The organism is Azospirillum lipoferum 4B (assembly GCF_000283655.1).
Lineage (GTDB): Bacteria > Pseudomonadota > Alphaproteobacteria > Azospirillales > Azospirillaceae > Azospirillum > Azospirillum lipoferum_C.
This window is the reverse complement of the sequence record NC_016623.1, coordinates 271829-294562: the sequence shown is the minus strand read 5'-3', so window position 1 is coordinate 294562 and position 22734 is coordinate 271829. Positions and strand designations below refer to the sequence as shown.

Sequence of the window (22734 nt, the reverse complement as noted above, 5' to 3'; positions counted from 1 at the left end):
CCGCAAGGCACGACTTCGATGACACCGACATTGACCCTTCGCATCGCAGAATTGGAGCTCGACGCGGCGGTGCTTCGCCATCGCCTGTTGCATATCCCCCTGGCTCTGCAGGAAGATTGCGGCCTGTGGGCGAGCCACAGGACGATCGGGCGACAGGCGTTGACCCTGTTCCGGGCCGTCCGGCAGGAAACCCGCGACAGTGGCGACGAGACCGAATGCGATCAGGCGCTCAGCCGGATCGAAGCGGCCTATCAGCTCGTCCATGACGCGATCCAATCCCTGTCCGAGCTGGCTCTCGCAGACCTGCCGACCCGCCACTGACGGGCAGCGATTTACGACGCGTGAGGAAGACCGACGATGCAGACGACCGAAACGAGGAAGCGGACACGCCGCGGCACCCAACGGGTGACCATGACCGACGTGGCGAACGCCGCCGACGTGTCGCCCAGCACCGTGTCGCTCTATCTCCGCCGCCCGGGGGCGGTATCCCGCCATCTCGCCGAGCGGATCGCCCGCGTCATCGACGAGATGGGCTATGTGCCCAATCTGGTGGCCGGCAGCCTTGCCGCGGCGCGCAGTCGCACCGTCGGCGTCATCCTGCCCTCCATCCTGAACTCCTTCTTTGCCGAGACCTACAACACGCTGCAGGGCATGTTCCAGGCGGCGCATTACCAGACCCTGCTGGGCGTCAGCGAGTTCAGCCCGGAGGAGGAGGAAAGCCTGATCCGCGCCTTCCTCGCCTGGTCGCCCGCGGCGATGGTGGTGACCGGCTTCCACCACACCGAGCGGACGCGAGCCATGCTGGCGTCCTGCGGGGTGCCGGTGGTGGAGATGTGGGACATGCCGTCCCATCCGGGTGAGGCGGTCGGCATCAGCGTCGGCTTCTCGCATTTCGAGGTCGGCCGCATGCAGACCAGCCACCTCTATGACCAGGGCAGCCGCAAGGTCGCCTATATCGGCGCCGCCGCCCATCAGGACCTGCGCGTGCGAAGCCGCACCGACGGTTATGATGCGGAGGTTCTGCGGCGCGGCCTGCACGAGCCCATCGACTTCACCGTGCCCGACGCCGCCACGACGGAGGTCGGCCGCTGGCTGATCGACGAGATCCTGACGCGCCACCCCGACATCGACGGCGTGGTCTGCTCCAACGATGCGCTGGCGCTGGGCGTTCTGTTCGAGGTGACCCGCCGCGACCTGCGGGTGCCGGAGGATCTGGCGGTGGTCGGCTTCGGCGATCTTCCCTTCAGCAACTCCTGCCCGCCGCCGCTGACGACCGTCCGTCCGCCCCAGCGCGAGATCGGCCGCCTCAGCGCGACGCAGATTCTCGCGGCATTGGATGGTGCCCGCATCGCGCCCCAGCACCACAATCTCGACTGCGAACTGGTGATCCGCGGCAGCACCCGGCCGGTGGGGAAGCGGTAAGGGACCGGGAAATCTCCGTCTTTGAAGAGGGCGAAAGAGCATTTTCCATATGCTCCTGCGCGTGCGGTTGACGCTGTTTGTTATCATTAGGATAATAAGCAACATAAAACACAACCCGCAAAGCAGGATGGACTGGCTCATGGCGCTCGGACTGCATTCATCACGTCGCAACTTCCTTGTCGGCGCCGGCCGTTTTGCGGGGGCGGCCGCCGCGGTGCGACTGATGCCGGGTTCCGCCTTCGCGGCGGAAGCGGGTGGGGCGTACTGCCCGCCGCCCTCGGCATGGTCCGATCTGGCGAAGGCGGTGAAGGGCGGGGTGCTGCGGCCGGAGGATCCGTTCTTCGCCGATGTCTGCCGTCCCAACAACCTGCGCTACGGCGCCACATTGCCGGCCGGCATCGCCCGCTGCGCAAGCGCCGCGGATGTCCAGGCCTGCATCCAGTGGGTGAAGCAGCAGGCCATGCCCTTTGCCGTGCGCTCCGGCGGCCATAGCTACGCCGGCTTCTCCACCACGCCCGGCCTGCTGATCGACATGACCAGGATGGCGGGAGCGGAACTGCTTCCGGGCAAGGACGGGCTGGTCAAGGTCCTGGGCGGCACGCTCAACTCCGCCGTCTACAAGCAGATGGAACGGCTGGGCCGCACCATCACCCATGGGCGCTGCGATTCGGTCGGTGCCGCCGGTTTCCTGCTGGGCGGCGGCATCGGCTTCAACATGCGCAAGTACGGCATGGCCTCCGACCTGCTGAATGCGACCGAACTGGTGACGGCCGACGGCAGCCACGTCAAGGCCGATGCCGGCACCGACTCCGCCCTTTATTGGGCCTGCCGTGGCGGTGGCGGCGGCAATTTCGGCATCAACACCTCCTTCACCTTGGAAACCCGGCCGGCGGAGGCGGTGACGGTCTTCAACCTGACCTGGACCGACAAGCTGCCGAAGGTGCTGAAGCTTCTGCTGATCGAACTGGCGACTGCGCCCGACGATTTCGGCAGCAAGATCAACGTCACCATTCCCAGCCGGCAGGAGCAGTGCGACAAGGTGCCGGTCAGCGTCTCCATCCTCGGCCAGCTCCACAAGTCGAAGATGACGCTGAAGGAAATCTTCAAATCCACCTGGGAATGGATCGACTGGTCCAAGTCGAAGGTGATGGAGGACGTGCCCTATTGGGCGGCACAGGACTTCCTGGTCGAGACGACCTTCCCTTACTATTATCAGGAAAAGTCCAGCTACATGAAGGCGGCGGACATCGGCGACGAGGCCATCGCCGCGATGTTCGACTGGGCGGCAAAAATGCCCGCCACCTCGATGCCGGTGGCCTTCAAGTTCTTCCAGGTCGGCGGCGCCATCAACCGGGTCGGCCCGACCGAGACCGCCTATGTCCACCGCGGCTATGATTGGCTGTTCTCGGTCGAGGCCAACTGGTGGCGGCCGACGGATTCGGCCCTGCTGATCGAGCAGGCGCTGGAGTGGCAGCAGCGCTTCTACGACGACGTGAACCGCCGGACCAAGGCGCAGGGGGCGTTCCAGAACTTCCCCGACCCGTCGCTGGCCGATTGGCAGCGCGCCTATTACGGCGAGAATCTTGCGAAGCTGGCGGAGGTGAAGAAGGCGGTCGATCCGGCGATGCTCTTCACCTTCGCGCAGGCGATCCGCCCGGCCTGACGCCCGGCGGTCGCGGCATCCGGCCCGGATACCGGCGGCCATCATCGATGAGCGCCGGTATCTGCAGGTTTGCCCGGATCGGACCACGAACGGTCCGATCCGGACAACCCTGATAGCCCAATGATTTCGCGGGAGTTCCGAGCCCGCCGGTTTGTGGGCGGGGATCGGAAATCCTGTTCAGCGCGGCGGCTGGATGGCCAGCGGATCGACGTAGGTCGGCAGCGTCAGCCGGTAGACCAGCAGCATGGTGTCGACATCGGCCCCGGCATCATAAGGGGCGCCGGCTTGATAGCCGTTGCGGGTCAGGAAATCGTTGTCGTTGCCGACGAAAAGGAAGAAATCGTTGGGCCGGTCGGCGTCGAGCGCCGGCAGCAGCCCAATCGCCTCCCATTTCTCCGACAGTAGGTTGGAATCCTGGGCGCCGCCATTGTGCAGCCCGAACTTCGCCAACTGGCCGTTGTCGTTGAGGCTCAGGAACGGGGTGTAGGACGCGGGCGTCACTGACGCCGCCAGATTGCCGCCGGGGGCGACAGGGGTGGTGTCCTCATAGACGGTGCCGACCAGATTTGTGGCGTTCGACACGTCGACGATGTCGATGCTGCGGTAGAGCGAGTCCGTGCCGTCCATCCCCTGGCCGTTGTTGCTGTCGCGCGACAGGACGAGGAACTGCTTGTCGGTCAGCGCCAGCATCTCGCTCTGCGCCGCCACCAGCGTCTTGTTTCCCGACTGGAAGGTGGGGAGCGGCACGACGTAATGGCCGATCAGCGTCGGGCTGTCCGGGTTGCGGGACACATCGTAGATCAGCAGACGGGTGTTGCGCCGGGTGGCGCTGCCGCCGCCGGTACCACCGTCCTGGCGGGTGGCGCTCTGCAGCAGGGCGGCCAGCTTGGTCTTGTCCGGCGTCAGCGACAGGCCTTCCAGCCCCTGGTTGTTCTGCCGTCCGCTGACCGGGTTGGCCGGGGTCGGCGCCGGCTGGCCGGCGGCCGGGTTGTTGGAGGAGAAATCGAGCCCGCCGTTGCGCACCGGCAGCAGGGCCGCGGGCGGCTGCACCGCCGAGATCATCCGGCCGGTTGCGGAGAAATGGTAGATGTAGGGGCCGTATTCGTCGCTGATGTAGAAGCTGCCGTCGGCCAGCCGGGCGATGCCCTCGGTGTCGAGGCCGATCTTGCCGTTGTAAGCCTGCGGCAGCGGCGGCAGGCCCTTGGCCGCAGCCCGCACGCCGCTGCCCGGCTGCGGATCCAGGCCGGTGGTGACGGCACCGTCCGCGTCCGTCAGCAGGGTGGTGTCGATCAGGTTCATCGTGATCTGCGACTGCTGCCCGGCGCCGGCGGCCAGTGCGGCACTGCCGTAATAGGGCGTCAGCGTCAGGGCCAGCGTGTTCAGGCGGGGCCGGTAGTCGGTCGTGCCGGTGACGTTGTAGCCGCGGTCGGGCAGGGCGAACATGATGCCGTTGTAGCTGTCGCCGTTGCGCCGCCAGGACTTCGCGTCGAAGGTCAGCCCCGACATCGAGCCGAAGGTCTCGCTATGCTTGTCGCGAATGTCGGCCCCGATCCGGCCGACGCCGACCAGGCCCTGGTTGATGAAGCTGGAGCCTCCGACGGTCATACTGTCCGCGGTCTGGGCGGAGGCGACCCCCATCGCGACCCCGAAGATGGACAGGCTGAGGGAGGTGAGGCCGATGGCGGACAGCAGCGCCGTCCTCAGCTGTCCCTCGCGGTGTGTCGTCCCCATTGAACGGTCCCCCCAATTGAAACCCGAACGAATTCCAAAGGGGCTATTAGGCGTGGGTGCGTGACGGCGTCATGTTGTTGCCGTGACGCTTCGATGACGTTTCGATAAAGGCTCGCGATCAGTCCGCCCGCAGCCCCCGTGCCCGGAACTGCCCGCGCACCCGCTCCACCAGCTCGCGTGACGGCGGCTCGGTATCGGTCAGCATGTATTTGCGGCCCAGCGCCTTCCATTTGTGTTCGCCCATCTTGTGGAAGGGCAGAACGTCGACCCGGTCGACGACGCCGAGGCCGGCCACGAATTCGGCAAGCCCGTCGATCTCGGCCGCATCGTCGGTCAGGTTCGGGACCAGCACATAGCGCAGCCAGATGCGCTTGTTCAGCCCCGCCAGCCGTTCGGCGAATTCCAGCGTCGGGCGCAACGGCACGCCGGTCAGGTGGCGATAGGTCTTTTCCGAAAAGGCCTTGATGTCGAGAAGGACGAGATCGACGTCCTCAAGCAGATGGTCGTCGGCGTGGTTGCCGAGGAAGCCGGAGGTGTCGAGCGCGGTGTGCATGCCCAGCGCCTTGGCCCCGCGCAGGATGGCGGCGGTGAATTCCGGCTGAACCAGCGGCTCGCCGCCGCTCAAGGTCAGCCCGCCATGGGCGCGCTTCAGGAATTCGGCATAGAGCGCGATGTCAGCGAGCACCTCGGTGGAGGTCGTCCGCGTCCCGTCATGCATGTGCTGGGTGTCGGGATTGTGGCAGTAGAGGCAGCGCAGCGGGCAACCCGACATGAACAGGACATAGCGGATTCCCGGCCCGTCCACGGTGCCGCCGGTTTCGACGGAATGGATCCAGCCGGAAACCGGCCCCACGCCGGTGGGGGGGCGGGGCGGGGGGTAGGCGTTCGTCATTGCGGAATGTCCGTCTGAATATCTGTCGTCCACATGGGACCGCATTCCGATTCCACCACCCCCGCCGGTATGGCGGGGATGACGGATCGGAGTTCCTGGCCGTTGGACGAACTGTCCGGACGGTTTTCAGTGCTTGTCGTGGAACGTGCGGCTGATGACGTCGAGCTGCTGTTCGCGCGTCAGCTTGATGAAGTTCACCGCATAGCCGGACACCCGGATGGTCAGTTGCGGATACAGCTCCGGATGGTCCATGGCGTGCAGCAGCGTCTCGCGGTCGAAGACGTTGACGTTGATGTGGTGACCGCCCTGGGCGGCATAGCCGTCCAGCATGCCGACCAGATTGCTCACCCGCTCGTCTTCGGTCCGGCCGAGAGCGCCGGGGACGATGGTGAAGGTGTAGCTGATGCCGTCCTGCGCATGGGCGTAGGGCAGCTTGGCGACACTGGCCATCGACGCGACGGCACCCTTCTTGTCCCGCCCGTGCATCGGGTTGGCACCCGGCGCGAAGGGCTGGCCGGCCTTGCGGCCGTCCGGCGTGTTGCCGGTCTTCTTGCCGTAGACCACGTTCGACGTGATCGTCAGCACCGACTGGGTCGGCAGCGCGTTCCGGTAGGGCTTCTGCTTGCGCAGCGCCGTCATGAAGCGCTCGACCGCCCACACCGCGATGTCGTCCACCCGGGCGTCGTTGTTGCCGAAGGCCGGATAGTCGCCCTCGATCTCGAAATCGGTGGCGAGGCCGTTCTCGTCGCGGATGACCTTCACCTTGGCATGTTTGATCGCCGACAGGCTGTCCGCCACCACGCTGAGGCCGGCGATGCCGCAGGCCATCGTGCGCAGGATGTCGCGGTCGTGCAGGGCCATCTCCATCCGCTCGTACATGTACTTGTCGTGCATGTAGTGGATGGCGTTCAGCGCGTTCATGTAGACCTTGGCCAGCCACTCCATCATCGGCTCGAAGCGGGCCATGACCTCGTCATAGTCCAGCACGTCGCCGGTGATCGGGGCGAAGGCCGGGCCGACCTGCTCGCCGGAAACCTCGTCCTTGCCGCCGTTGATGGCGTACATCAGCGTCTTGGCCAGGTTGGCGCGGGCGCCGAAGAACTGCATCTGCTTGCCGATGCGCATGGCGGACACGCAGCAGGCGATGCCGTAATCGTCGCCCCAATAGCCGCGCATCAGGTCGTCGTTCTCGTACTGGACCGAGCAGGTCTTGATCGAGGTGTCGGCGCAGAAGCGCTTGAAGCCTTCCGGCAGCTTCTCCGACCACAGGACCGTCAGGTTCGGCTCCGGCGCCGGGCCCAGATTGTGCAGGGTCTGCAGCATGCGGAAGTTGGTCTTGGTGACCAGCGTCCGGCCGTCCAGCCCCATGCCGCCCAGGCATTCGGTGACCCAGGTCGGGTCGCCCGAGAACAGCTGGTCGTATTCCGGCGTGCGCAGGAAGCGGACCAGACGCAGCTTCATGACGAAGTGGTCGATCATCTCCTGGGCCTCGGCCTCGGTGATGACGCCGTCGCGCAGGTCGCGATCGATGTAGATGTCGAGGAAGCTGGACACGCGGCCCAGCGACATTGCGGCGCCGTTGGCTTCCTTGACCGCCGCCAGATAGGCCAGATAGGTCCACTGCACCGCCTCGCGCGCCGTCGCGGCCGGACGCTTGACGTCGAAGCCGTAGGAGGCGGCCATCTGGACCAGTTCCTTCAGCGCGCGGATCTGCTCGGAGATCTCCTCGCGCAGGCGCAGCACATCCTCGTCGATGCGGCTGACTTCCAGCGAGGCCAGCTGGGCCTTCTTGTCCTTGATCAGGAAATCGGCGCCGTACAGCGCCAGCCGGCGATAGTCGCCGATGATGCGGCCGCGGCCATAGGCGTCGGGCAGGCCGGTGATGACGCCGGACTTGCGGCAGCGCAGCATCTCGGGCGTGTAAACGTCGAACACGCCGTCATTGTGCGTCTTGCGCAGGCTGGGGAACACCTCCTCCAGCTTCGGCGACGGGGTGAAGCCGTAGGCTTCCAGGCCGGTCTTGACCATGCGCCAGCCGCCGAACGGCATGATCGCGCGCTTCAGCGGCTTGTCGGTCTGCAGGCCGACGATGACCTCCAGCTCGCGGTCGATGTAGCCGGCCGCGTGCGAGGTGATCGAGGCGAAGATTTCGGTGTCGGCATCCAGCACGCCGCCCGTGGCGGCGCGTTCCTGCTTCAGCAGGTCGGTGACCTTGGCGAACAGCGCGGTGGTGCGGGCGGTGGGGCCGGCGACGAAGCCTGCATCGCCTTCATAGGGGCACAGGTTGCGCTGGATGAAATCGCGGACGTCGACCGAGCGGCGCCAGACGCCCGGGGCGAAGCCGCGCCAGGGGTCGGCGGCGGACTGCTGCTCCGTGGCCTGGGCAAGTCCGTCCATCAGCAGGGTGTCCATGATGACTCCTCAGAGATTTAGCCGTCGGCGCGGGTCGAATGCCGTGTCGGCGGTCTCGTGGTGCCCGCGAACCGCGCGGGACGATTGGAAGCATAGGCGCGATCGGCGCCAAAATCGTTGATACACGTCATATCTTCAGACCGGGCGGGGCTCGGCGATTGCCGTGTTTGCGCCCGCTCTGTAGTTTTACTACATACTCCCGGACGGTCTTCCGGACAAGGCGAACAGGCTCGACATTTTGTCGCAGGGCAAGGCGCAGCAAGTTGGAAACGCATGGAAAGCGCGCATCGGCACCGCGACGGAATCGGTCGTTCGCAGCGCTGTATATGTAGCTTTGCTACATGTGCTAGGCTGACCCACATTCAGAAGGGAGCGACCCCCACATGCTGGCGAGAATCGCCGCCGTCCGCGACCAGATCCGGCCTTCGGAACGCAAGCTGGCGGACTATGCGATGGCCCATCCGGGCGATGTCATCAACCTGTCCATGGCCGAATTGGCCGACCGCGTCGGGGTGAGCGAGCCGACGGTGGCGCGCTTCTGCTCGGCGCTCGGCTGCCGCGGCTTCCGGGAATTCAAGATCAAGCTGGCGCAGGACATCGCCGGCGGCATGCCATTCCTGCACCAGGACCTGTCGGTGGGCGGGGAATTGGATGCCGATGGCAAGGTTCCAGGGGGAGTGCCGGGGGCGGTGCTGGCCGGCAAGCTGTTCGACCGCACCATCGCCACGCTGATGCAGGTGCGCAACAACCTGCCGGCCGACGCGGTGGACCGTGCCGCCGACGTGCTGGCCGCCTCGCGCCGGATCGAGTTCTACGGTTCCGGCAATTCGGGCACGGTGGCGGAGGACATCCAGCGCAAGTTCTTCCGGCTGGGCATTCCCACCGTCGCCTACACCGATTCACACATCTATTTCGCGTCCGCCCTGACCCTGACGAAGGGCGACGCGGTGGTGGCGGTGTCCAGCACCGGCCGGACCCGTGACATCCTCGACGCCGTCCAGAACGCCCGCAAGGCCGGCGCCGACGTGATCGCCCTGACCCGCTCCGGCACGCCGCTGGCGGAAATGGCGACGGTCAGCCTCGTGGCCGACATCGCCGACGATTTCGACATCCACTCCCCCATGACCGTCCGCATCGCGCATCTGGTGCTGGGCGACATCCTGTCCATCGCCGTGGCGCTTCGCATGGGCGACACCCTGCAGGAGCGCCTGAAGCGCCACGACCGCGCCGTGGATGCCCATGTGTCGGAAAAGGCGGCTGAGCGATAGGCGACCGGATCAGCCTTGCCGGAGGCGGGCCGCCCTTCCGGCCAGGAAATTCATCACAAGATGGGCTGCGGATTGGGCGGTGATCCCGCCGGCGTCCAGCGGAGGGCTGACCTCGACGATGTCCAGGCTGGCATGGTCGGCGCTGCGCGCGATCTCGAACACCGCATCTGCGACGTCCCACAGCATCAACCCGGCAGCGTTCGGAACGCTGGTTCCCGGTGCGAAGCCCGCCGACAGGCAGTCGATGTCGATGGAGATATGGACTTCGTCGGTCGGTTCCACCGCGTGGCGGATCGCCTCCTCGACGGTCCCGGCCAACCCGGCGCGGCGGATGTCCCAGGGGGTGCGGACCATGATCCCGGCCGCCTCCGCCCGCTCCATGTAAGTGTGGGAGTAGATCGGCGCATCGACCCCGAGCTGGACGCTGTGGCGATGGTCGAACACCTCGGCCACCGTATGCATCCAATGTCCGGAATGCTCCTTCCCCGGCACCGGAACGCGCGAATCGAAATGGGCGTCGAAGACGATCAGCCCAAGCTTGCGGTCCGGATGGCGTCGCAGCAGGCCACGCAGGATCGGATCGGTGATGGAATGGTCGCCGCCCAGGAAGACCGGGGTGTCGTCGGAAGGCAGGCCGGCCACGGTATCCGCGATGTGCCGGTAGGTCGCGTGGATGTCGTTGGAGACATCGACCTCCCCGAAGCGGCGAAGCCGCAACGGAGCCAGGTCGACCCGCTTGTCCGTGCAGTAGAGGCTGAAACCGTCCAGTGCCCGCAGGATCGCAGCCGGGCCGAACCGCGTGCCCGGCCGGTGGCTGACCGCATGGTCGAACGGGATCTCCAGGAACAGGAGTTCGGTGCCGGGGTCGGTCGCGGGCCGATTGCCTTCCAGGTTGTTTTCCGGATTTTCCCACGCTCCGCCAATCCAGCGGACGGTGGAATCCTCGACGACTCGCGTGTTCATGCCGGCCGCCATCGATCAGCTGTCCGCACCGACCGGAACCGCACCGGTCCGGGCGAGTTCGATGCGGCCGACTCCCACCATCTCCTTCGCACGTTCGACGATGTCGTCCGGTGCGTTGACCGCCTGCCAACGGTGATAATCCTCCAGCTTGCGATCCATCGCCGACAGGTCCCGTCCCTCCCACTGGCGTTCGCGCACCAGACAAAAGCCATCCTGGTCCGGTTGCCGCACATGGCGCGCATAGGCGGAATTCCAGATCGCCTCAAGCGAATCCGTCCGCGCATGGCCGATCAGGCGGGAAAGCCCGTTGCAGTCGTAGACCTCGCCGAAAAGATTGACGAACAGCCCGCAATTCACCTGACGGCAGCGGTATCCACCGCCCATGGGCCGGCTGGGTTCATAGACGATGCCGTATTCCTTCTCGTCGATGGTCCGCATCAGGTCGATCAGCTCGTCGGCCCTGTTGCGTTCAAGAAGGATCGACTTGTGGTCGGCCATGCCTTCGGGAATGAGGGTGACGATGTAGCTGTGGACATTGTTGTCCCGGCACCAGCGGAACAGGTCGGCGACGCCGTCCAGATCGTGGTATTTCGGCGTGACGACGACATCGATCGCCAGCCGGGTGGGAATGGTCCGGTTGAACCCGCGGGCGAGCAGGATGCGCATCGCCTCGTGCGCCTTCTCGCCATAGCCGCGGAGACCGACCATGCGGTCCTGCACGATCGTGTCGATGTTGTTGTATTTCAGGAAGATGGTCGCATCCAGATCGTACAGCCGGTCAGCCGCCGCCTCGTCCAGGTGATAGCCGCTGGTGAAGACGACGCTGGTCATGCCCAGCTCATTGATGAACTCGACGATCTCCCAGAATCCGGGATCCAGCATCGGCTCGCCGGCACCGGGGAACTCCACCGTCGTGGCTCCGAGCGCCCGTGCCTGCCGGATGATGTCCTTGCGCTCCTCGGTGGTCAGTTCCTGCCGGTTGGGGACGCCGTTGTAGCGGTCGGGCGTGCGGTCGCAGTAGAAGCATTTCAGGGCGCAGTCGCCGGTGAGGTCCAGATCCAGATGGATCATCTGCCCGCTTGCCGCCGCGGCGCCGATCAGGCTCGGGCAGTGATCTGTTCCTTTCGCCCACAGATCCTCCAGCCGCTTTCCCGCCGCCTGGATATGGGGGAGGGAGCGCCGATCCAGGTCCGGTTCGATGCGGAGATGATCGAGCGGCGAGGCCGCGGGCGCCGGGGTATCAACCATTGTTTGCCTCCAGCTGGGGGACGCCTTCGGCGGGGCTGCGGGGCGGCTTGGCCGGCGCACGGCTCGTCTGCCGTTCCGAAAGCGTCACGAGGATGACGGAAAGGGAGACGAGCGCGATGCCCGCCATGTTGGCGGCGGTCAGCGTTTCTCCCAGCAGGACATAAGCCATGAGACCGGCCGCCAGCGGGTCGAGCAGCCCGATCACGGTCGCCGGCAGCGCATCGACATGGCGCAGGCCGAACAGAAGCAGCCAATAGGGCAGGATGGTGGCGACCACCGCGATGAACCCGATATAGGCCATCATCTCCGCCGTCGGTTCCAGCCTGTGCACCCCGAGGAAGGGCAGGGCGGCGACCCAGATCAGCGAAGAAATGGCGAAATTCCAGAAGGTCAGCGCCGTGGCGCCGATGCCCCGCGATTTGCAGGCGTTGCCGATCATGTTGAAGACGGCGAAGGCGAACCCGCAGGCAAGCCCGATGGCCAGACCGGCGGAAAGCCTGACCCACTCGCCGCCGCCCCCCGTCAGGAGGAAGCAGCCGACAAGGCTAAGCGTGACGATCGCGCAGTCGCGCAGGCCGATGCGCCGGGTGCCGAGAAGCACCCCGAGCACCAGCACAAAGAAGGGCGATGTGTATTCCAGCGTGATGGCCGCCGCGACGTTCATCATGTCGATCGCCAGATAGAAGGTGGCGTTCACCACGACGAACATGACGCCCGCGGCCACCGTCATCGGTCTGGCAGCAGGTGGAACGTGGAACGGCCGGCCCGGCAGGAGGACCATGATCGGCCCCAGGACGGCGCAGGCCACGAAGCTGCGGATCGCCGTCAGGTCCAGCGGCGACACGTCGGAGACGAACAGCACCTTCGCCGCCGCTCCCGCGGCACCGAACAGGATGGCAGCCACGAAGATCGCGGCCATGCCGACCGCGCGCATCGATCCCCGCTCAGTCATGTTTCCCCCTGACGTGGCTCCATCCTCCGCGTGGCCGTTCCCGTTCCGCCGCAGGCGACGGCTGCATCGCGGCACCGGAGCGCAAGCAGTCATCGCGCGAGGCCGGTGGCCATCCACGAAGATCGGCTGACGAACGGATCGAGGCAAAGCAGAGCACAGGCGGAGGTGGTCAGCATGACCACAAACAGATCATGGGATTGTGGTTAGCTCACATCGAATCCATGCGTCAAGGTAAAATATGAACATCTGAAGTAAAACATATGATCGTATGAAGAACTATCTCAGTTAAAGCTTAGAGATCGAAGCGATGAGGCGGGGCTTGTAACATCCAGAGCCGCAAATTCTCGGCGTGCCAAAGTTAAGACAGGTCAGAGATTCGCCGGCGACGATATGCAGACCGAAGTCATTCCCGTGGAGCCACCCACCGGTGGGCGAGGCGGCAACGCAATGGGGCCATTGGACGGGATTTCAGCGCCCTCCCGGCAGCGTCGCCCCCTCACGGGCATAGATCTGGATCGGCCGGCAGTCCTCGTCGACCGTAACCACCACCGCGCCCGGCTGGCTGTTCAGGTACACCCAGGCATCCCAGCGGACGATGACGTCGCGATACTCATCGCGGTAGATGCCATAGCTGAAGCCGCGGATGTCCGAGGCCGGGATGCGGGCCCCGGTCAGCACGGATGCCACCGACGGGTTGCAGCTGTTGGCGGCGTTGCGCTCCAGTGCGGCCAGCACGGCGGGGTCCGGCGTGGCGACCGGCGGCGGAGCGATGGATCCGCAGGCGGCGAGCAGAAGGGTCAGTGCGCTGGCCGCCGCGGCGGCAGGAATCTCCGGCGATTTCATGAGGGGGCACCGTTCTTTCTTTATGCACCCGCTCGAATATGGGTTCGCATCCCGGTCCCGGCGACTGCACGTTCGGCAAGCCTCCTGCGGCATGATCGCCGGCCATTGGCAGCAGCCGATTGCGGGCCTTGCCTCCCGCTCGCCTTTGGCGCAAGAGGTGGGGGAGAAATCCCTGCAACGTCGACGCTGCGGAGCCTCAAGCCATGTCCACCGGCCAGACTTTCGTCCCCACCTGCGACCTGTTCGACCGCTTCAAGGACGCCGCCCGCTATGTCCTGCCGGGCTTCCGCGATTTCGGCGCCGTCACCCGCTTCAGCGGCGAGGTCGTCACCGTCAAGTGCCTGGAGGACAATTCCCGCGTCAAGGAACTGCTGGCGACCCCCGGTACCGGCCGGGTCCTGGTGGTGGACGGCGCCGGCAGCCTGCGCTGCGCCCTGATGGGCGACATGATCGCTGCCTCCGCGGTCAAGAACGGCTGGGCCGGCGTGGTGATCTGGGGCTGCGTCCGCGACGTGGCCGAACTGGCGACACTGCCGCTGGGCATCAAGGCGCTGGCGTCGATCCCGCGCGCCTCGACCCGGCGCGACCAGGGACTGGTCGACGTGGCCGTGGAACTGCCGGGCGCGCTCATCCAGCCGGGCGATATCCTGTTCGCCGACGAGGACGGCATCGTCGTCCTTACGCGGGAGCAGGCCGCCGCGCTGAAATAAAGCCGGGGCAACGAAGTGGTCATACCAAGCACCGGTAATACCAGTGCAAAAACGGAGGCCATTTTGTCCTGTCCGCTTCACGTAAGCGGGGCGCCCCCTTGCACTTTCACTTAAGCGGGCATATAAACCCGACCTGAGTTCAAGCGGGCCGTCTCACGGTTCCCATCCAAGGGCCGGCCTTTCATTTATGAGGAACCCTGCCGTGCTCGAAGCCTACCGCCAGCACGCGGCCGAACGCGCCGCCCTCGGAATCCCGGCCCTGCCCCTCACCGCGAAGCAGACGTCCGAGCTGATCGACCTGCTGAAGGCCCCGCCGGCGGGCGAGGAAGCGTTTCTCCTCGACCTCATCACCAACCGCATTCCGGCCGGCGTCGACGATGCCGCCCGCGTCAAGGCCGGCTTCCTGGCCGCCGTCGCCAAGGGCGTCGACAGCTCGCCGCTGATCTCGAAGGTCAAGGCCACCGAACTGCTGGGCACCATGCTCGGCGGCTTCAACGTCCAGCCGCTGATCGACCTGCTGTCGGACGCCGAATGCGGCGCCGCCGCCGCGGAAGGCCTGAAGAAGACCCTGCTGGTCTTCGACTTCTTCCACGACGTCAAGGAACTGGCCGACAAGGGCAACGCCAACGCCAAGGCGGTGCTGCAGTCCTGGGCCGATGCGGAGTGGTTCACCTCGCGTCCGGAAGTCCCGGCGTCGATGACGCTGACGGTCTTCAAGGTGTCGGGCGAGACCAACACCGACGACCTGTCGCCGGCCCCCGACGCCTGGAGCCGCCCGGACATCCCGCTGCACGCGCTCGCCATGCTGAAGAACCCGCGTCCGGGCATCGAGGCCGACGAGCCGGGCCAGCGCGGCCCGACCAAGCAGCTGGAAGAGCTGAAGAAGAAGGGCAACCTGATCGCCTATGTCGGCGACGTGGTCGGCACCGGTTCCTCGCGCAAGTCCGCCACCAATTCTGTGCTGTGGTTCACCGGCGAGGATATTCCGTTCGTCCCGAACAAGCGCTTCGGCGGCGTCTGCCTCGGCACCAAGATCGCCCCGATCTTCTACAACACCATGGAAGACGCCGGCGCCCTGCCCATCGAGTTGGACGTCAACAAGATGGAGATGGGCGACGTCATCGAACTGCGCCCCTATGAGGGCAAGGCCCTGAAGAACGGCGAGGTCATCGCCGAGTTCACCGTGAAGTCCGAGGTGATCTTCGACGAGGTGCGTGCCGGCGGCCGCATCCCGCTGATCATCGGCCGCGGCCTGACCGCCCGTGCCCGCGAGGCTCTGGGGCTGGCCCCGTCGACCCTGTTCCGCCAGTCGGCATCCCCGGCCGACACCGGCAAGGGCTTCACGCTGGCCCAGAAGATGGTCGGCCGCGCCTGCGGTCTGCCGGAAGGCAAGGGCGTCCGTCCGGGCACCTATTGCGAGCCGAAGATGACCACGGTCGGGTCGCAGGACACCACCGGCCCGATGACCCGTGACGAGCTGAAGGACCTGGCCTGCCTGGGCTTCTCGGCCGATCTCGTGATGCAGTCCTTCTGCCACACCGCCGCTTATCCGAAGCTGGTGGACGTGAAGATGCACCACGAGCTGCCGGACTTCATCTCCACCCGCGGCGGCGTCGCGCTGCGTCCGGGCGACGGCGTCATCCACTCCTGGCTGAACCGCCTGCTGCTGCCGGACACCGTCGGCACCGGCGGCGACAGCCACACCCGCTTCCCGATCGGCATCAGCTTCCCGGCCGGTTCCGGTCTGGTCGCCTTCGCCGCCGCCACCGGCGTCATGCCGCTGGACATGCCGGAATCGGTCCTGGTCCGCTTCAAGGGCGAAATGCAGCCGGGCGTCACCCTGCGTGACCTCGTCAACGCCATCCCGCTCTACGCGATCAAGGCCGGCCTGCTGACCGTCGAGAAGAAGGGCAAGAAGAACATCTTCTCCGGCCGCGTGCTGGAGATCGAAGGTCTGCCGGATCTGAAGGTCGAGCAGGCGTTCGAGCTGACCGATGCCTCGGCCGAGCGGTCGGCGGCAGGCTGCACCGTGCTCCTGAACAAGGAGCCGATCATCGAATACATGACCTCCAACATCACGCTGATGAAGTGGATGATCGCCAACGGGTACGCCGACGCGCGCACCCTGGAGCGCCGCATCAAGGCGATGGAGGCGTGGATCGCCGATCCGCAGCTGCTGAAGCCCGATGCCGACGCCGAGTATGCCGCCGTGATCGAGATCGATCTGGCCGACATCAAGGAGCCGATCCTGGCCTGCCCGAACGATCCGGACGACGTGAAGACGCTGTCCGAGGTCGCCGGCGACAAGATCGACGAGGTGTTCATCGGCTCCTGCATGACCAACATCGGCCACTTCCGCGCTGCGGGTAAGATCCTGAATGGCAAGTCGGACATCCCGACCCGCCTGTGGATCGCCCCGCCGACGAAGATGGACGCGATGATGCTGACCGAGGAAGGCTATTACGCCACCCTCGGCAAGGCCGGCGCCCGCATGGAGATGCCGGGCTGCTCGCTGTGCATGGGCAACCAGGCGCAGATCCGCAAGGGCTCGACCGCCATCTCGACCTCGACCCGCAACTTCCCGAACCGTCTGGGCATCGACACCCGCGTCTACCTGTCGTCGGCCGAACTGGCCGCCGTCGCGGCGCTGCTGGGCAAGATCCCGACCAACGAGGAGTATCTGGCCCAGGTCGGCGTGGTGAACAAGGCCGCTGCCGACGTCTACCGCTACATGAACTTCGACCAGATCCCGGCTTTCCAGGAAGTCGCGGAAAAGGTCGCCGTCCCGGCCTGATAGCCGGACATAGCGGTCGGTAACGAAAGCCCCCGCCGGAGCGATCCGGCGGGGGTTTTTATATTGCCTTTCCCAATTAGACGCTTCCCGTTTAACGTCGGCCGTTATATGGTGTTGGAATGATACGCAGCTTCCGTGACCGGCAGACCAAGGCGCTGTATGAGGGCGAGACCGTCCGGCAATTCACTACCGTCTCCAAGGTCGCTGCGCGGAAACTGGACATGCTGAACGCCGCAGCGGTGTTGGAGGATCTGCGTTCGCCCCCGGGGAATCGACTGGAAGCGCTCAAAGGAGATCGAGCCGGGCAGCACAGTATACGGATCAACGACCAATGGCGTCTCTGCTTCGTCTGGCGCGAGGATGGCGCCCACGATGTAGAGATCGTCGACTACCATTAGGAAAAGGGAGTGGGTGATGCGCATCAAGACACATCCCGGCGAAGTGCTGCGGGAGGAGTTCATGGAGCCGCTGGGGCTGACGGCCAATGCGCTGTCCATCGCCTTGCGGGTTCCCGCCACCCGGATCGGCGAGATCGTCAATGAACGTCGGGGCATCAGTGCCGATACCGCATTGCGCCTCGCCCGTTACTTCGGCACCACGCCACAGTTCTGGCTGAACCTGCAATCGGACCATGACCTGTCGGTCGCCGCCAGTGCGCATGGCGCGGAGATCGAACGCGACGTCCATCCCCGCGCAGCTTGACGCCGATCACCCTTTCACAGCGCGGATAGCTCTCAGTCACCTCCCGGCGCACAGTAAGCGCTGCGGTCCTCCGCCCGTGCCGGCTTTTCCAGATAGATGCCCTTGCGTGGAATCGCGATGCTGTCGAACTCGTCCGCCAACCGGTGCAGGGCGGCGCGCATCTCGGCCCCTCGCATCGGCTCGCCATGGCCGGTGATGACCAGTTCCGGTTCCAGCGCGGCCAGCCGGGCGACGGACTCCCGCGCCTTGTCCCATTCAACGGTGAAATACATCGGTGGGCCGTGCATTTCCGCCCGCTGCACGGCGACGGCGTAGGCCGATTCCTGCCCCGTGGTGACGAAGGCATCGCCGACCCGCCCGCTGCACGGCGACGGCGTAGGCCGATTCCTGCCCCGTGGTGACGAAGGCATCGCCGACGATCATCGAGCGGTCACGCTCCCGCCAGAAGGAGACATGGCCGACGCTGTGCCCCGGCGTGTGGATCCAGCGCCAGCCCGGCATCACCGGCAGCGACCCGTCCTCCGGCAACGCGCGCAGGCGTGATCCGACATCCACCGGCTTTCGCGGGTAGAGGCGCGCCAGCGCCGCCATCGCTCCGCCGCCGACGGATGGATCACCGGGCGGGTAGGCGGCCTGACCGTTCAGATAGGGATGTTCCAGCGGGTGGGCGTAGACCGGGGCGTCCCATTCCTCCGCCAGATCCTCCAACACGCCGACATGGTCGAAATGGCCGTGGGTCATGACGATGGCGGCGGGGCGGGAGTCGCGGCCGAACCGCTCCGCCGCCGCGCTTCGGATGAAGCCCTTGGTGCCCATCAGCCCGGCATCGATCAGCACCCATTCGCGGTCGCCGGCGCCCGGCGGACCCCAGAACACGACATTGACGATGCCGAGCCGTCGATAGGCGAGGTCGGGCGCGATCTCGTGCGTATGGTCGCTGCGCAGCGCGTCGAGCGCCGGATCGATCGCGCTGCTGTCTTCCGACAGGGGAATCTGCGAGGCCATGGTCATCCATCTCCTACCCGTGTCTTTCGACAACAGCGGGAAACGGCGCTTGTCCTGCAGCCCCCTGCCGGTAGGGTCCTTACGGCATGAACTGGCCGCCGTTCACGTCCAGGACCTGCCCGGTGATGTAGCCCGAGCAGCCATGGGAGGCGAAGAACAGGAAGGTCGGGGCGCATTCCTCAGGCTTGCCGAAGCGGCCCATCGGGATGCCGGTCGACACGCGGGCCTTGGCGGCCTCGTCCTTGTCGGCATGGAAGGCGGTGTCGAAGGTGCCGGGCGACACGGTGTTGAAGCGGATGCCCTCCTTGGTGTGGAAGGCGACCCAGTTCTTCTGGATGTTGTGCAGCCACGCCTTGGCAGCGCCATACAGCCCGGCGCCCGGCCCGCCGCCGGTGTAGCCGGCGACCGACCCGACCAGGATCACCGACGCCGTCTGCCCGCTGTCCTTGGCCGATTGGCGCAGATGGGGCAGGGCATGCTTGGTGGTCATCAGGGCGGAGCGGGCGTTCAGGTCGGTCACCGCGTCGAAGAACTCGTCGTCGATCTCCTCCAGCGGCTTGCGGCCGACCAGCCCGCCGGCATTGTTGATCAGCACGTCGATGCCGCCGAACCGCTCGACGAAGGCGTCCACCACGGCCTTGCAGGCGGCGCTGCTGCACAGATCCCCGGCGAAGAAGGCCGCCTCGCCACCCGCGGACTCCATCGCCTGGAGGGTCGCGTCGAGATCGGCCGGCGCCTTGCGGCCGTTGATGCCGATCTTGGCGCCGTGGCGGGCGAAGGCCTGCGCCGCGGCCAGACCGATCCCCTGGGTCGAACCGGTGATCAGGACACGGCGGCCCTTCAGATCGTCGAACATGGCTGTCTTTCCTTATGGTCAGGCTTGCTTTGAAAATCAGGCTTTGTTCAGGCGGCGGGCTGCACCGGCTTGCCGCGTCTCCGCCCGATGGCTGCGCCAACGCGTCACCAGCGGCAGGAACAGGGTCAGGATGGCAATGGTCAGCAGCACGACGGTGATCGGCCGGGTGTAGAGGAAGTCATAGCTTCCGCCCGACAGCGACAGGGCGCGGCGGAAGTTGGCCTCCGCCATCGGGCCCATGATCAGCGCCAGCACCACCGGCGAAGCCGGGAAGTCCCACTTCTGCATGAAGTATCCGGCGACGCCGGCGGCCAGCATGATGCCGATGTCGAACAGGCTGTTGTTGATGGCGTAGGTGCCGACGATGCACAGAAGCAGAATAACCGGCGTCAGCACCGATTTCGGCATCTGCAGGACGCGGCCCATGAAGCGCAGCGACCCCAGCCCGATCACCAGCATGGCGACGTAGCAGAACAGCATGCCCGCGAACAGGGTGAACACCAGCTCCGCATGTTCCTTGAACAGCAGCGGTCCGGGTTGCAGCCCCTGCAGCGTCAGGGCGCCCAGCATCACCGCGGTGACGGCGTCGCCGGGAATGCCCAGAGTCAGCATGGTCAGAAGCGCGCCGCCGGTGCAGCCGTTGGCGCCGGATTCGCAGGCGGCGACACCGGCCAACTCGCCCTTGCCGAAATTCTCCGGCGTCTTGCTGAAGCGCTTGGCCTCGTTGTAGGCGACATAGGCGGCGATGTCGGCGCCGGCACCGGGGATGATGCCGATCGCCACGCCAAGGCCGGTGGAGCGTGCCACCGTGCCCAGAAGGCGGCGGAAGGTCGCCCATTCGGGAATGATGCGGCCCAGCGCCGCGGCCATGCCCAGGCGGACCTTCGGGTCCTCCAGCGACTTGAAGGCTTCGGCGGCGGCGAACAGGCCGATCATCACCGGAATGAAGGGGACGTTGAACAGCTCGGTATAGCCGCCGGTGAAGCGGGGGAACCCGTCCATCGGGTCCATGCCGACCGTTGCGATCAGCAGTCCCAGGAAGCCGGCGATCAACCCCTTGATCACCGAACGGCCGGAAATGCTGGCGATGATGCTCAGCCCGAAGACGGCGAGCGCGAAGCTCTCCGACGCGCTGAACTTGAGCGCGAAGCCGGCCAGGACCGGGGCGAGGAAGATCAGGACGATGATGCTGGCCGTGCCGCCGAGGAAGGAGGACAGGGTCGCGGTGCCCAGTGCCACGCCGGCCATGCCCTTCCTGGTCAGCTCGAATCCGTCCATCGCGGTGGCGGCGGCGGCCGGGGTGCCGGGAATGCGCAGCAGGATCGCCGTCACCGACCCGCCATAGACGCCGCCGAAGAAGACGCCGGAGATCATCAGCAGGCCGGATACCGGATCCATGCCGAAGGTGAAGGGCAGCAGGATGGCGACGCCCATGGTCGCCGTCAGACCGGGCAGGGCGCCGATGAAAATGCCGAGCGCGACCCCGACCAGCGCCAGAAGCAGCGCCAGCGGGTTCGACGCCAGCGCGGCGAAACCGTTCATCAGAAGATCGAGTTCATGCATGGCGGCGGTCCTCCACGACATACGGTGCGGCCATGAAAAGGGCGGGGCTGGTCATTCGAACAGGCTCCCCACCGGCAACGGCACCTGAAGCGCATAGTGGAAGACGCCGTAGACCAGCGCCGTCACGCCGACCGCCAGCACCGGATTCCAAAGCGGGCTGCGCTGCCCCATCAGCGCCATGATCACGGCCATATAGACGGCGGTGGCGATGCCATAGCCGACATGTTCCATCGCGGCGATGCAGGCTGCGGTCGCCAGCATGCCCAGGGCGACCCCGGCATAGCCGGCGATCCCGACCGGCGCCTTTCCGGTGGCAGTCGGGGCGGTGGGCGCACGCAGAGTGTTGGCGATCAGGATCAGGCAAAGAAGGATAAGCGTGCCCGCATGGATGATCGGGAAGCGGGCGGCGCCGACATCGGCCGCCAGCATGCTCTTCGGGAAATCGCCGGTCGCTGCGATGGCCGAGGCCGCGATGGCGATCAGCACGACGGAGATCACGAGGTTGGCGATCTTCGTCGTCATCGGCATGGCGTTGCCGGAATCGTCGCTGGAGCCGGGGCGTTCGCTCCCGGCAGGCGGGTTGCTCATGGTCCGGTCTCCTCAACCGATGAAGGCGCACCCCGGCGGTGGACCGCCGGGGTGCGGAGTCGGTCCGGCGTTACTTCGCCATGCCCAGCTTGGTCATCAGGTCCTTGAAGAAGGCATTGTCCTTCTGCATGACCTGAGCGAACTCGGGACCGTCGGCATAGGCCCAGGTCAGGTTCATCTTGGCCAGCTGGTCACGGAAGGCCTGGTCTTCCGCCGCGGCCTTGCTGGCGGTGCGCAGGGTGTCGACCACGGCGGCCGGCGTCTTCTTCGGCACCACGATGCCGCGCCAGGTGGCGACGGACAGGTCGATGCCCTTTTCCTTCAGCGTCGGCACGTCCGGGAAGGTCTTGCTGCGCTGTTCGGCCATGACGGCGAGCATGCGCAGCTGGCCGGCGGCGAGCTGGCTCGACACCTCGGCCGGGCTGACCGACACCGCTTCGATATGGCCGCCCAGCAGCGAGGTCACGGCCGGGTTGGCGCCGTCGAACGGCACATGGTTGAAGGTCGTGCCGGTCTTTTCCTCCAGCGCTTCGGCCGCGAGGTGCCAGATGGCGCCGGTGCCGGAGTTGCCGATGCGGACCTTGCCGGGGTTGGCCTTGGCATGCTCAAGGAATTCTTCGACCGTCTTCCACGGCGCGTCGGCCTTGACGGTGATGGCGCTCGGCTCCGCGTTCAGGCGGGCGATCGGGGTGAAATCCTCCACCGTGAAGCGGGCGACGCCCATATGCGGCAGCAGGGTGATCTCCACCGTGCCCATGCCGATCTTGTAGCCGTCGGGACGGGCGGCCATGATCTCGGTCAGGCCGACGGCACCGCCGCCGCCGGTCTTGTTCACCACGCCCATCGACTGCGGCAGCTGCTTCTTGGCCGCATCGGCGAAGGCGCGGGCGACGAGGTCGGTGCCGCCGCCGGCGGCATAGGGCACGATCAGCTCGACCGGCTTCGCCGGATAGTCGGCGGCCAGGGCGGCGCCGGAGATGGTCGCGGCTCCGGCGAACAGCATGGCGGCGGACAGGCCGGCCGTCAGAACGGTACGGGTCAGGCGGGTAGAAACCTTCATGGCATTCCCTCTGGGTGTGCCGGCTTGTGCGCCGGTCGTTGAAAGGTGACGATCAAGAAAAG

The 22734-nt window shown here is 66.2% G+C and carries 19 protein-coding genes and 1 pseudogene; 8 read left to right on the top strand and 12 right to left on the bottom strand.

Features of this window, described 5'->3' with window-relative positions; translation table 11 throughout:
• Positions 1–30 precede the first annotated feature (30 nt).
• The 3 genes from AZOLI_RS22910 to AZOLI_RS22900 all read left to right on the top strand — a co-directional run bounded on the left by AZOLI_RS22910 (position 31) and on the right by AZOLI_RS22900 (position 3085).
• Positions 31–321: a hypothetical protein gene (locus tag AZOLI_RS22910; RefSeq protein ID WP_162488388.1), complete on the top strand. Its 291-nt coding sequence runs from the start codon at positions 31–33 to the stop codon at positions 319–321.
• A gap of 36 nt (positions 322–357) precedes the next feature.
• On the top strand, positions 358–1422 hold the full coding sequence (locus tag AZOLI_RS22905) for a LacI family DNA-binding transcriptional regulator (protein ID WP_014249569.1): 1065 nt from the start codon (positions 358–360) through the stop codon (positions 1420–1422).
• Positions 1423–1561: 139 nt separating this feature from the next.
• Positions 1562–3085 (top strand): FAD-binding oxidoreductase, encoded by a 1524-nt coding sequence (locus AZOLI_RS22900; RefSeq protein ID WP_044553048.1) that lies wholly within the window; start codon positions 1562–1564, stop codon positions 3083–3085.
• A 177-nt stretch (positions 3086–3262) separates the two neighbouring features.
• Here AZOLI_RS22900 and AZOLI_RS22895 read toward each other — a convergent pair whose 3' ends face one another.
• The 3 genes from AZOLI_RS22895 to pflB form a co-directional block, all read right to left on the bottom strand.
• Positions 3263–4816: an esterase-like activity of phytase family protein gene (locus AZOLI_RS22895; RefSeq protein ID WP_014249567.1), complete on the bottom strand. Its 1554-nt coding sequence runs from the start codon at positions 4814–4816 to the stop codon at positions 3263–3265.
• Positions 4817–4934: 118 nt separating this feature from the next.
• Positions 4935–5708 (bottom strand): pyruvate formate-lyase-activating protein, encoded by a 774-nt coding sequence (gene pflA / locus AZOLI_RS22890; protein WP_044552823.1) that lies wholly within the window; start codon positions 5706–5708, stop codon positions 4935–4937.
• 126 nt (positions 5709–5834) lie between these two features.
• On the bottom strand, positions 5835–8120 hold the full coding sequence (gene pflB, locus AZOLI_RS22885) for a formate C-acetyltransferase (protein WP_014249565.1): 2286 nt from the start codon (positions 8118–8120) through the stop codon (positions 5835–5837).
• 383 nt (positions 8121–8503) lie between these two features.
• On the opposite strand from pflB, the gene AZOLI_RS22880 reads away from it, so the two are divergent.
• Positions 8504–9388 carry a MurR/RpiR family transcriptional regulator gene (locus tag AZOLI_RS22880; RefSeq protein ID WP_014249564.1) on the top strand — a complete coding sequence of 295 codons (885 nt, stop codon included), beginning with the start codon at positions 8504–8506 and terminating at the stop codon, positions 9386–9388.
• Positions 9389–9397: 9 nt separating this feature from the next.
• Here the strand turns inward: AZOLI_RS22880 and AZOLI_RS22875 are convergent, their stop codons facing one another.
• The 4 genes from AZOLI_RS22875 to AZOLI_RS22860 all read right to left on the bottom strand — a co-directional run bounded on the left by AZOLI_RS22875 (position 9398) and on the right by AZOLI_RS22860 (position 13394).
• Positions 9398–10363, bottom strand: a complete 966-nt coding sequence (locus AZOLI_RS22875) for an agmatinase family protein (protein ID WP_014249563.1) — start codon at positions 10361–10363, stop codon at positions 9398–9400.
• 3 nt (positions 10364–10366) lie between these two features.
• Positions 10367–11599, bottom strand: a complete 1233-nt coding sequence (locus tag AZOLI_RS22870; RefSeq protein WP_014249562.1) for a radical SAM protein — start codon at positions 11597–11599, stop codon at positions 10367–10369.
• Positions 11592–12551, bottom strand: a complete 960-nt coding sequence (locus AZOLI_RS22865) for an EamA family transporter (protein ID WP_162488386.1) — start codon at positions 12549–12551, stop codon at positions 11592–11594. The genes AZOLI_RS22870 and AZOLI_RS22865 overlap by 8 nt, the downstream gene beginning before the upstream one ends.
• A 468-nt stretch (positions 12552–13019) precedes the next feature.
• Positions 13020–13394, bottom strand: coding sequence for a hypothetical protein (locus AZOLI_RS22860; protein WP_014249560.1), 375 nt, complete (start codon positions 13392–13394; stop codon positions 13020–13022).
• 203 nt (positions 13395–13597) lie between these two features.
• On the opposite strand from AZOLI_RS22860, the gene rraA reads away from it, so the two are divergent.
• The 4 genes from rraA (at position 13598) to AZOLI_RS22840 (ending at position 17600) form a co-directional block, all read left to right on the top strand.
• Complete coding sequence (gene rraA / locus AZOLI_RS22855; protein WP_014249559.1) at positions 13598–14104, top strand: ribonuclease E activity regulator RraA; 507 nt, start codon at positions 13598–13600, stop codon at positions 14102–14104.
• 202 nt (positions 14105–14306) lie between these two features.
• Entirely contained in the window at positions 14307–16898 is a 2592-nt protein-coding gene (gene acnB, locus AZOLI_RS22850; protein ID WP_014249558.1) for a bifunctional aconitate hydratase 2/2-methylisocitrate dehydratase, read from the top strand.
• Between the two features lie 119 nt (positions 16899–17017).
• On the top strand, positions 17018–17296 hold the full coding sequence (locus AZOLI_RS31585; protein ID WP_014249557.1) for a type II toxin-antitoxin system RelE/ParE family toxin: 279 nt from the start codon (positions 17018–17020) through the stop codon (positions 17294–17296).
• Between the two features lie 16 nt (positions 17297–17312).
• Positions 17313–17600: a HigA family addiction module antitoxin gene (locus tag AZOLI_RS22840; RefSeq protein WP_014249556.1), complete on the top strand. Its 288-nt coding sequence runs from the start codon at positions 17313–17315 to the stop codon at positions 17598–17600.
• 32 nt (positions 17601–17632) lie between these two features.
• On the opposite strand, the pseudogene AZOLI_RS22835 reads toward AZOLI_RS22840, so the two are convergent.
• The 5 genes and pseudogenes from AZOLI_RS22835 to AZOLI_RS22815 all read right to left on the bottom strand — a co-directional run bounded on the left by AZOLI_RS22835 (position 17633) and on the right by AZOLI_RS22815 (position 22672).
• Positions 17633–18605 (bottom strand): annotated as a pseudogene (locus tag AZOLI_RS22835) (MBL fold metallo-hydrolase).
• A gap of 79 nt (positions 18606–18684) precedes the next feature.
• Positions 18685–19461 carry an SDR family NAD(P)-dependent oxidoreductase gene (locus AZOLI_RS22830; protein WP_014249555.1) on the bottom strand — a complete coding sequence of 259 codons (777 nt, stop codon included), beginning with the start codon at positions 19459–19461 and terminating at the stop codon, positions 18685–18687.
• Positions 19462–19497: 36 nt separating this feature from the next.
• Positions 19498–21024: a tripartite tricarboxylate transporter permease gene (locus tag AZOLI_RS22825; protein WP_014249554.1), complete on the bottom strand. Its 1527-nt coding sequence runs from the start codon at positions 21022–21024 to the stop codon at positions 19498–19500.
• Positions 21025–21075: 51 nt separating this feature from the next.
• Positions 21076–21612 (bottom strand): tripartite tricarboxylate transporter TctB family protein, encoded by a 537-nt coding sequence (locus tag AZOLI_RS22820; RefSeq protein WP_014249553.1) that lies wholly within the window; start codon positions 21610–21612, stop codon positions 21076–21078.
• A 70-nt stretch (positions 21613–21682) separates the two neighbouring features.
• Positions 21683–22672: a tripartite tricarboxylate transporter substrate binding protein gene (locus AZOLI_RS22815; RefSeq protein WP_014249552.1), complete on the bottom strand. Its 990-nt coding sequence runs from the start codon at positions 22670–22672 to the stop codon at positions 21683–21685.
• Positions 22673–22734: the final 62 nt, after the last annotated feature.

Bases quoted from the DNA above. Each gene is read 5' to 3' on its own strand.
- AZOLI_RS22905 (WP_014249569.1), top strand. From the start codon at position 358: ATGCAGACGACCGAAACGAGGAAGCGGACACGCCGCGGCACCCAACGG.
- AZOLI_RS22900 (WP_044553048.1), top strand. From the start codon at position 1,562: ATGGCGCTCGGACTGCATTCATCACGTCGCAACTTCCTTGTCGGCGCC.
- AZOLI_RS22895 (WP_014249567.1), bottom strand. From the start codon at position 4,816: ATGGGGACGACACACCGCGAGGGACAGCTGAGGACGGCGCTGCTGTCC.
- pflA (WP_044552823.1), bottom strand. From the start codon at position 5,708: ATGACGAACGCCTACCCCCCGCCCCGCCCCCCCACCGGCGTGGGGCCG.
- pflB (WP_014249565.1), bottom strand. From the start codon at position 8,120: ATGGACACCCTGCTGATGGACGGACTTGCCCAGGCCACGGAGCAGCAG.
- AZOLI_RS22880 (WP_014249564.1), top strand. From the start codon at position 8,504: ATGCTGGCGAGAATCGCCGCCGTCCGCGACCAGATCCGGCCTTCGGAA.
- AZOLI_RS22875 (WP_014249563.1), bottom strand. From the start codon at position 10,363: ATGGCGGCCGGCATGAACACGCGAGTCGTCGAGGATTCCACCGTCCGC.
- AZOLI_RS22870 (WP_014249562.1), bottom strand. From the start codon at position 11,599: ATGGTTGATACCCCGGCGCCCGCGGCCTCGCCGCTCGATCATCTCCGC.
- AZOLI_RS22865 (WP_162488386.1), bottom strand. From the start codon at position 12,551: ATGACTGAGCGGGGATCGATGCGCGCGGTCGGCATGGCCGCGATCTTC.
- AZOLI_RS22860 (WP_014249560.1), bottom strand. From the start codon at position 13,394: ATGAAATCGCCGGAGATTCCTGCCGCCGCGGCGGCCAGCGCACTGACC.
- rraA (WP_014249559.1), top strand. From the start codon at position 13,598: ATGTCCACCGGCCAGACTTTCGTCCCCACCTGCGACCTGTTCGACCGC.
- AZOLI_RS31585 (WP_014249557.1), top strand. From the start codon at position 17,018: ATGATACGCAGCTTCCGTGACCGGCAGACCAAGGCGCTGTATGAGGGC.
- AZOLI_RS22840 (WP_014249556.1), top strand. From the start codon at position 17,313: ATGCGCATCAAGACACATCCCGGCGAAGTGCTGCGGGAGGAGTTCATG.
- AZOLI_RS22830 (WP_014249555.1), bottom strand. From the start codon at position 19,461: ATGTTCGACGATCTGAAGGGCCGCCGTGTCCTGATCACCGGTTCGACC.
- AZOLI_RS22825 (WP_014249554.1), bottom strand. From the start codon at position 21,024: ATGCATGAACTCGATCTTCTGATGAACGGTTTCGCCGCGCTGGCGTCG.
- AZOLI_RS22820 (WP_014249553.1), bottom strand. From the start codon at position 21,612: ATGAGCAACCCGCCTGCCGGGAGCGAACGCCCCGGCTCCAGCGACGAT.
- AZOLI_RS22815 (WP_014249552.1), bottom strand. From the start codon at position 22,672: ATGAAGGTTTCTACCCGCCTGACCCGTACCGTTCTGACGGCCGGCCTG.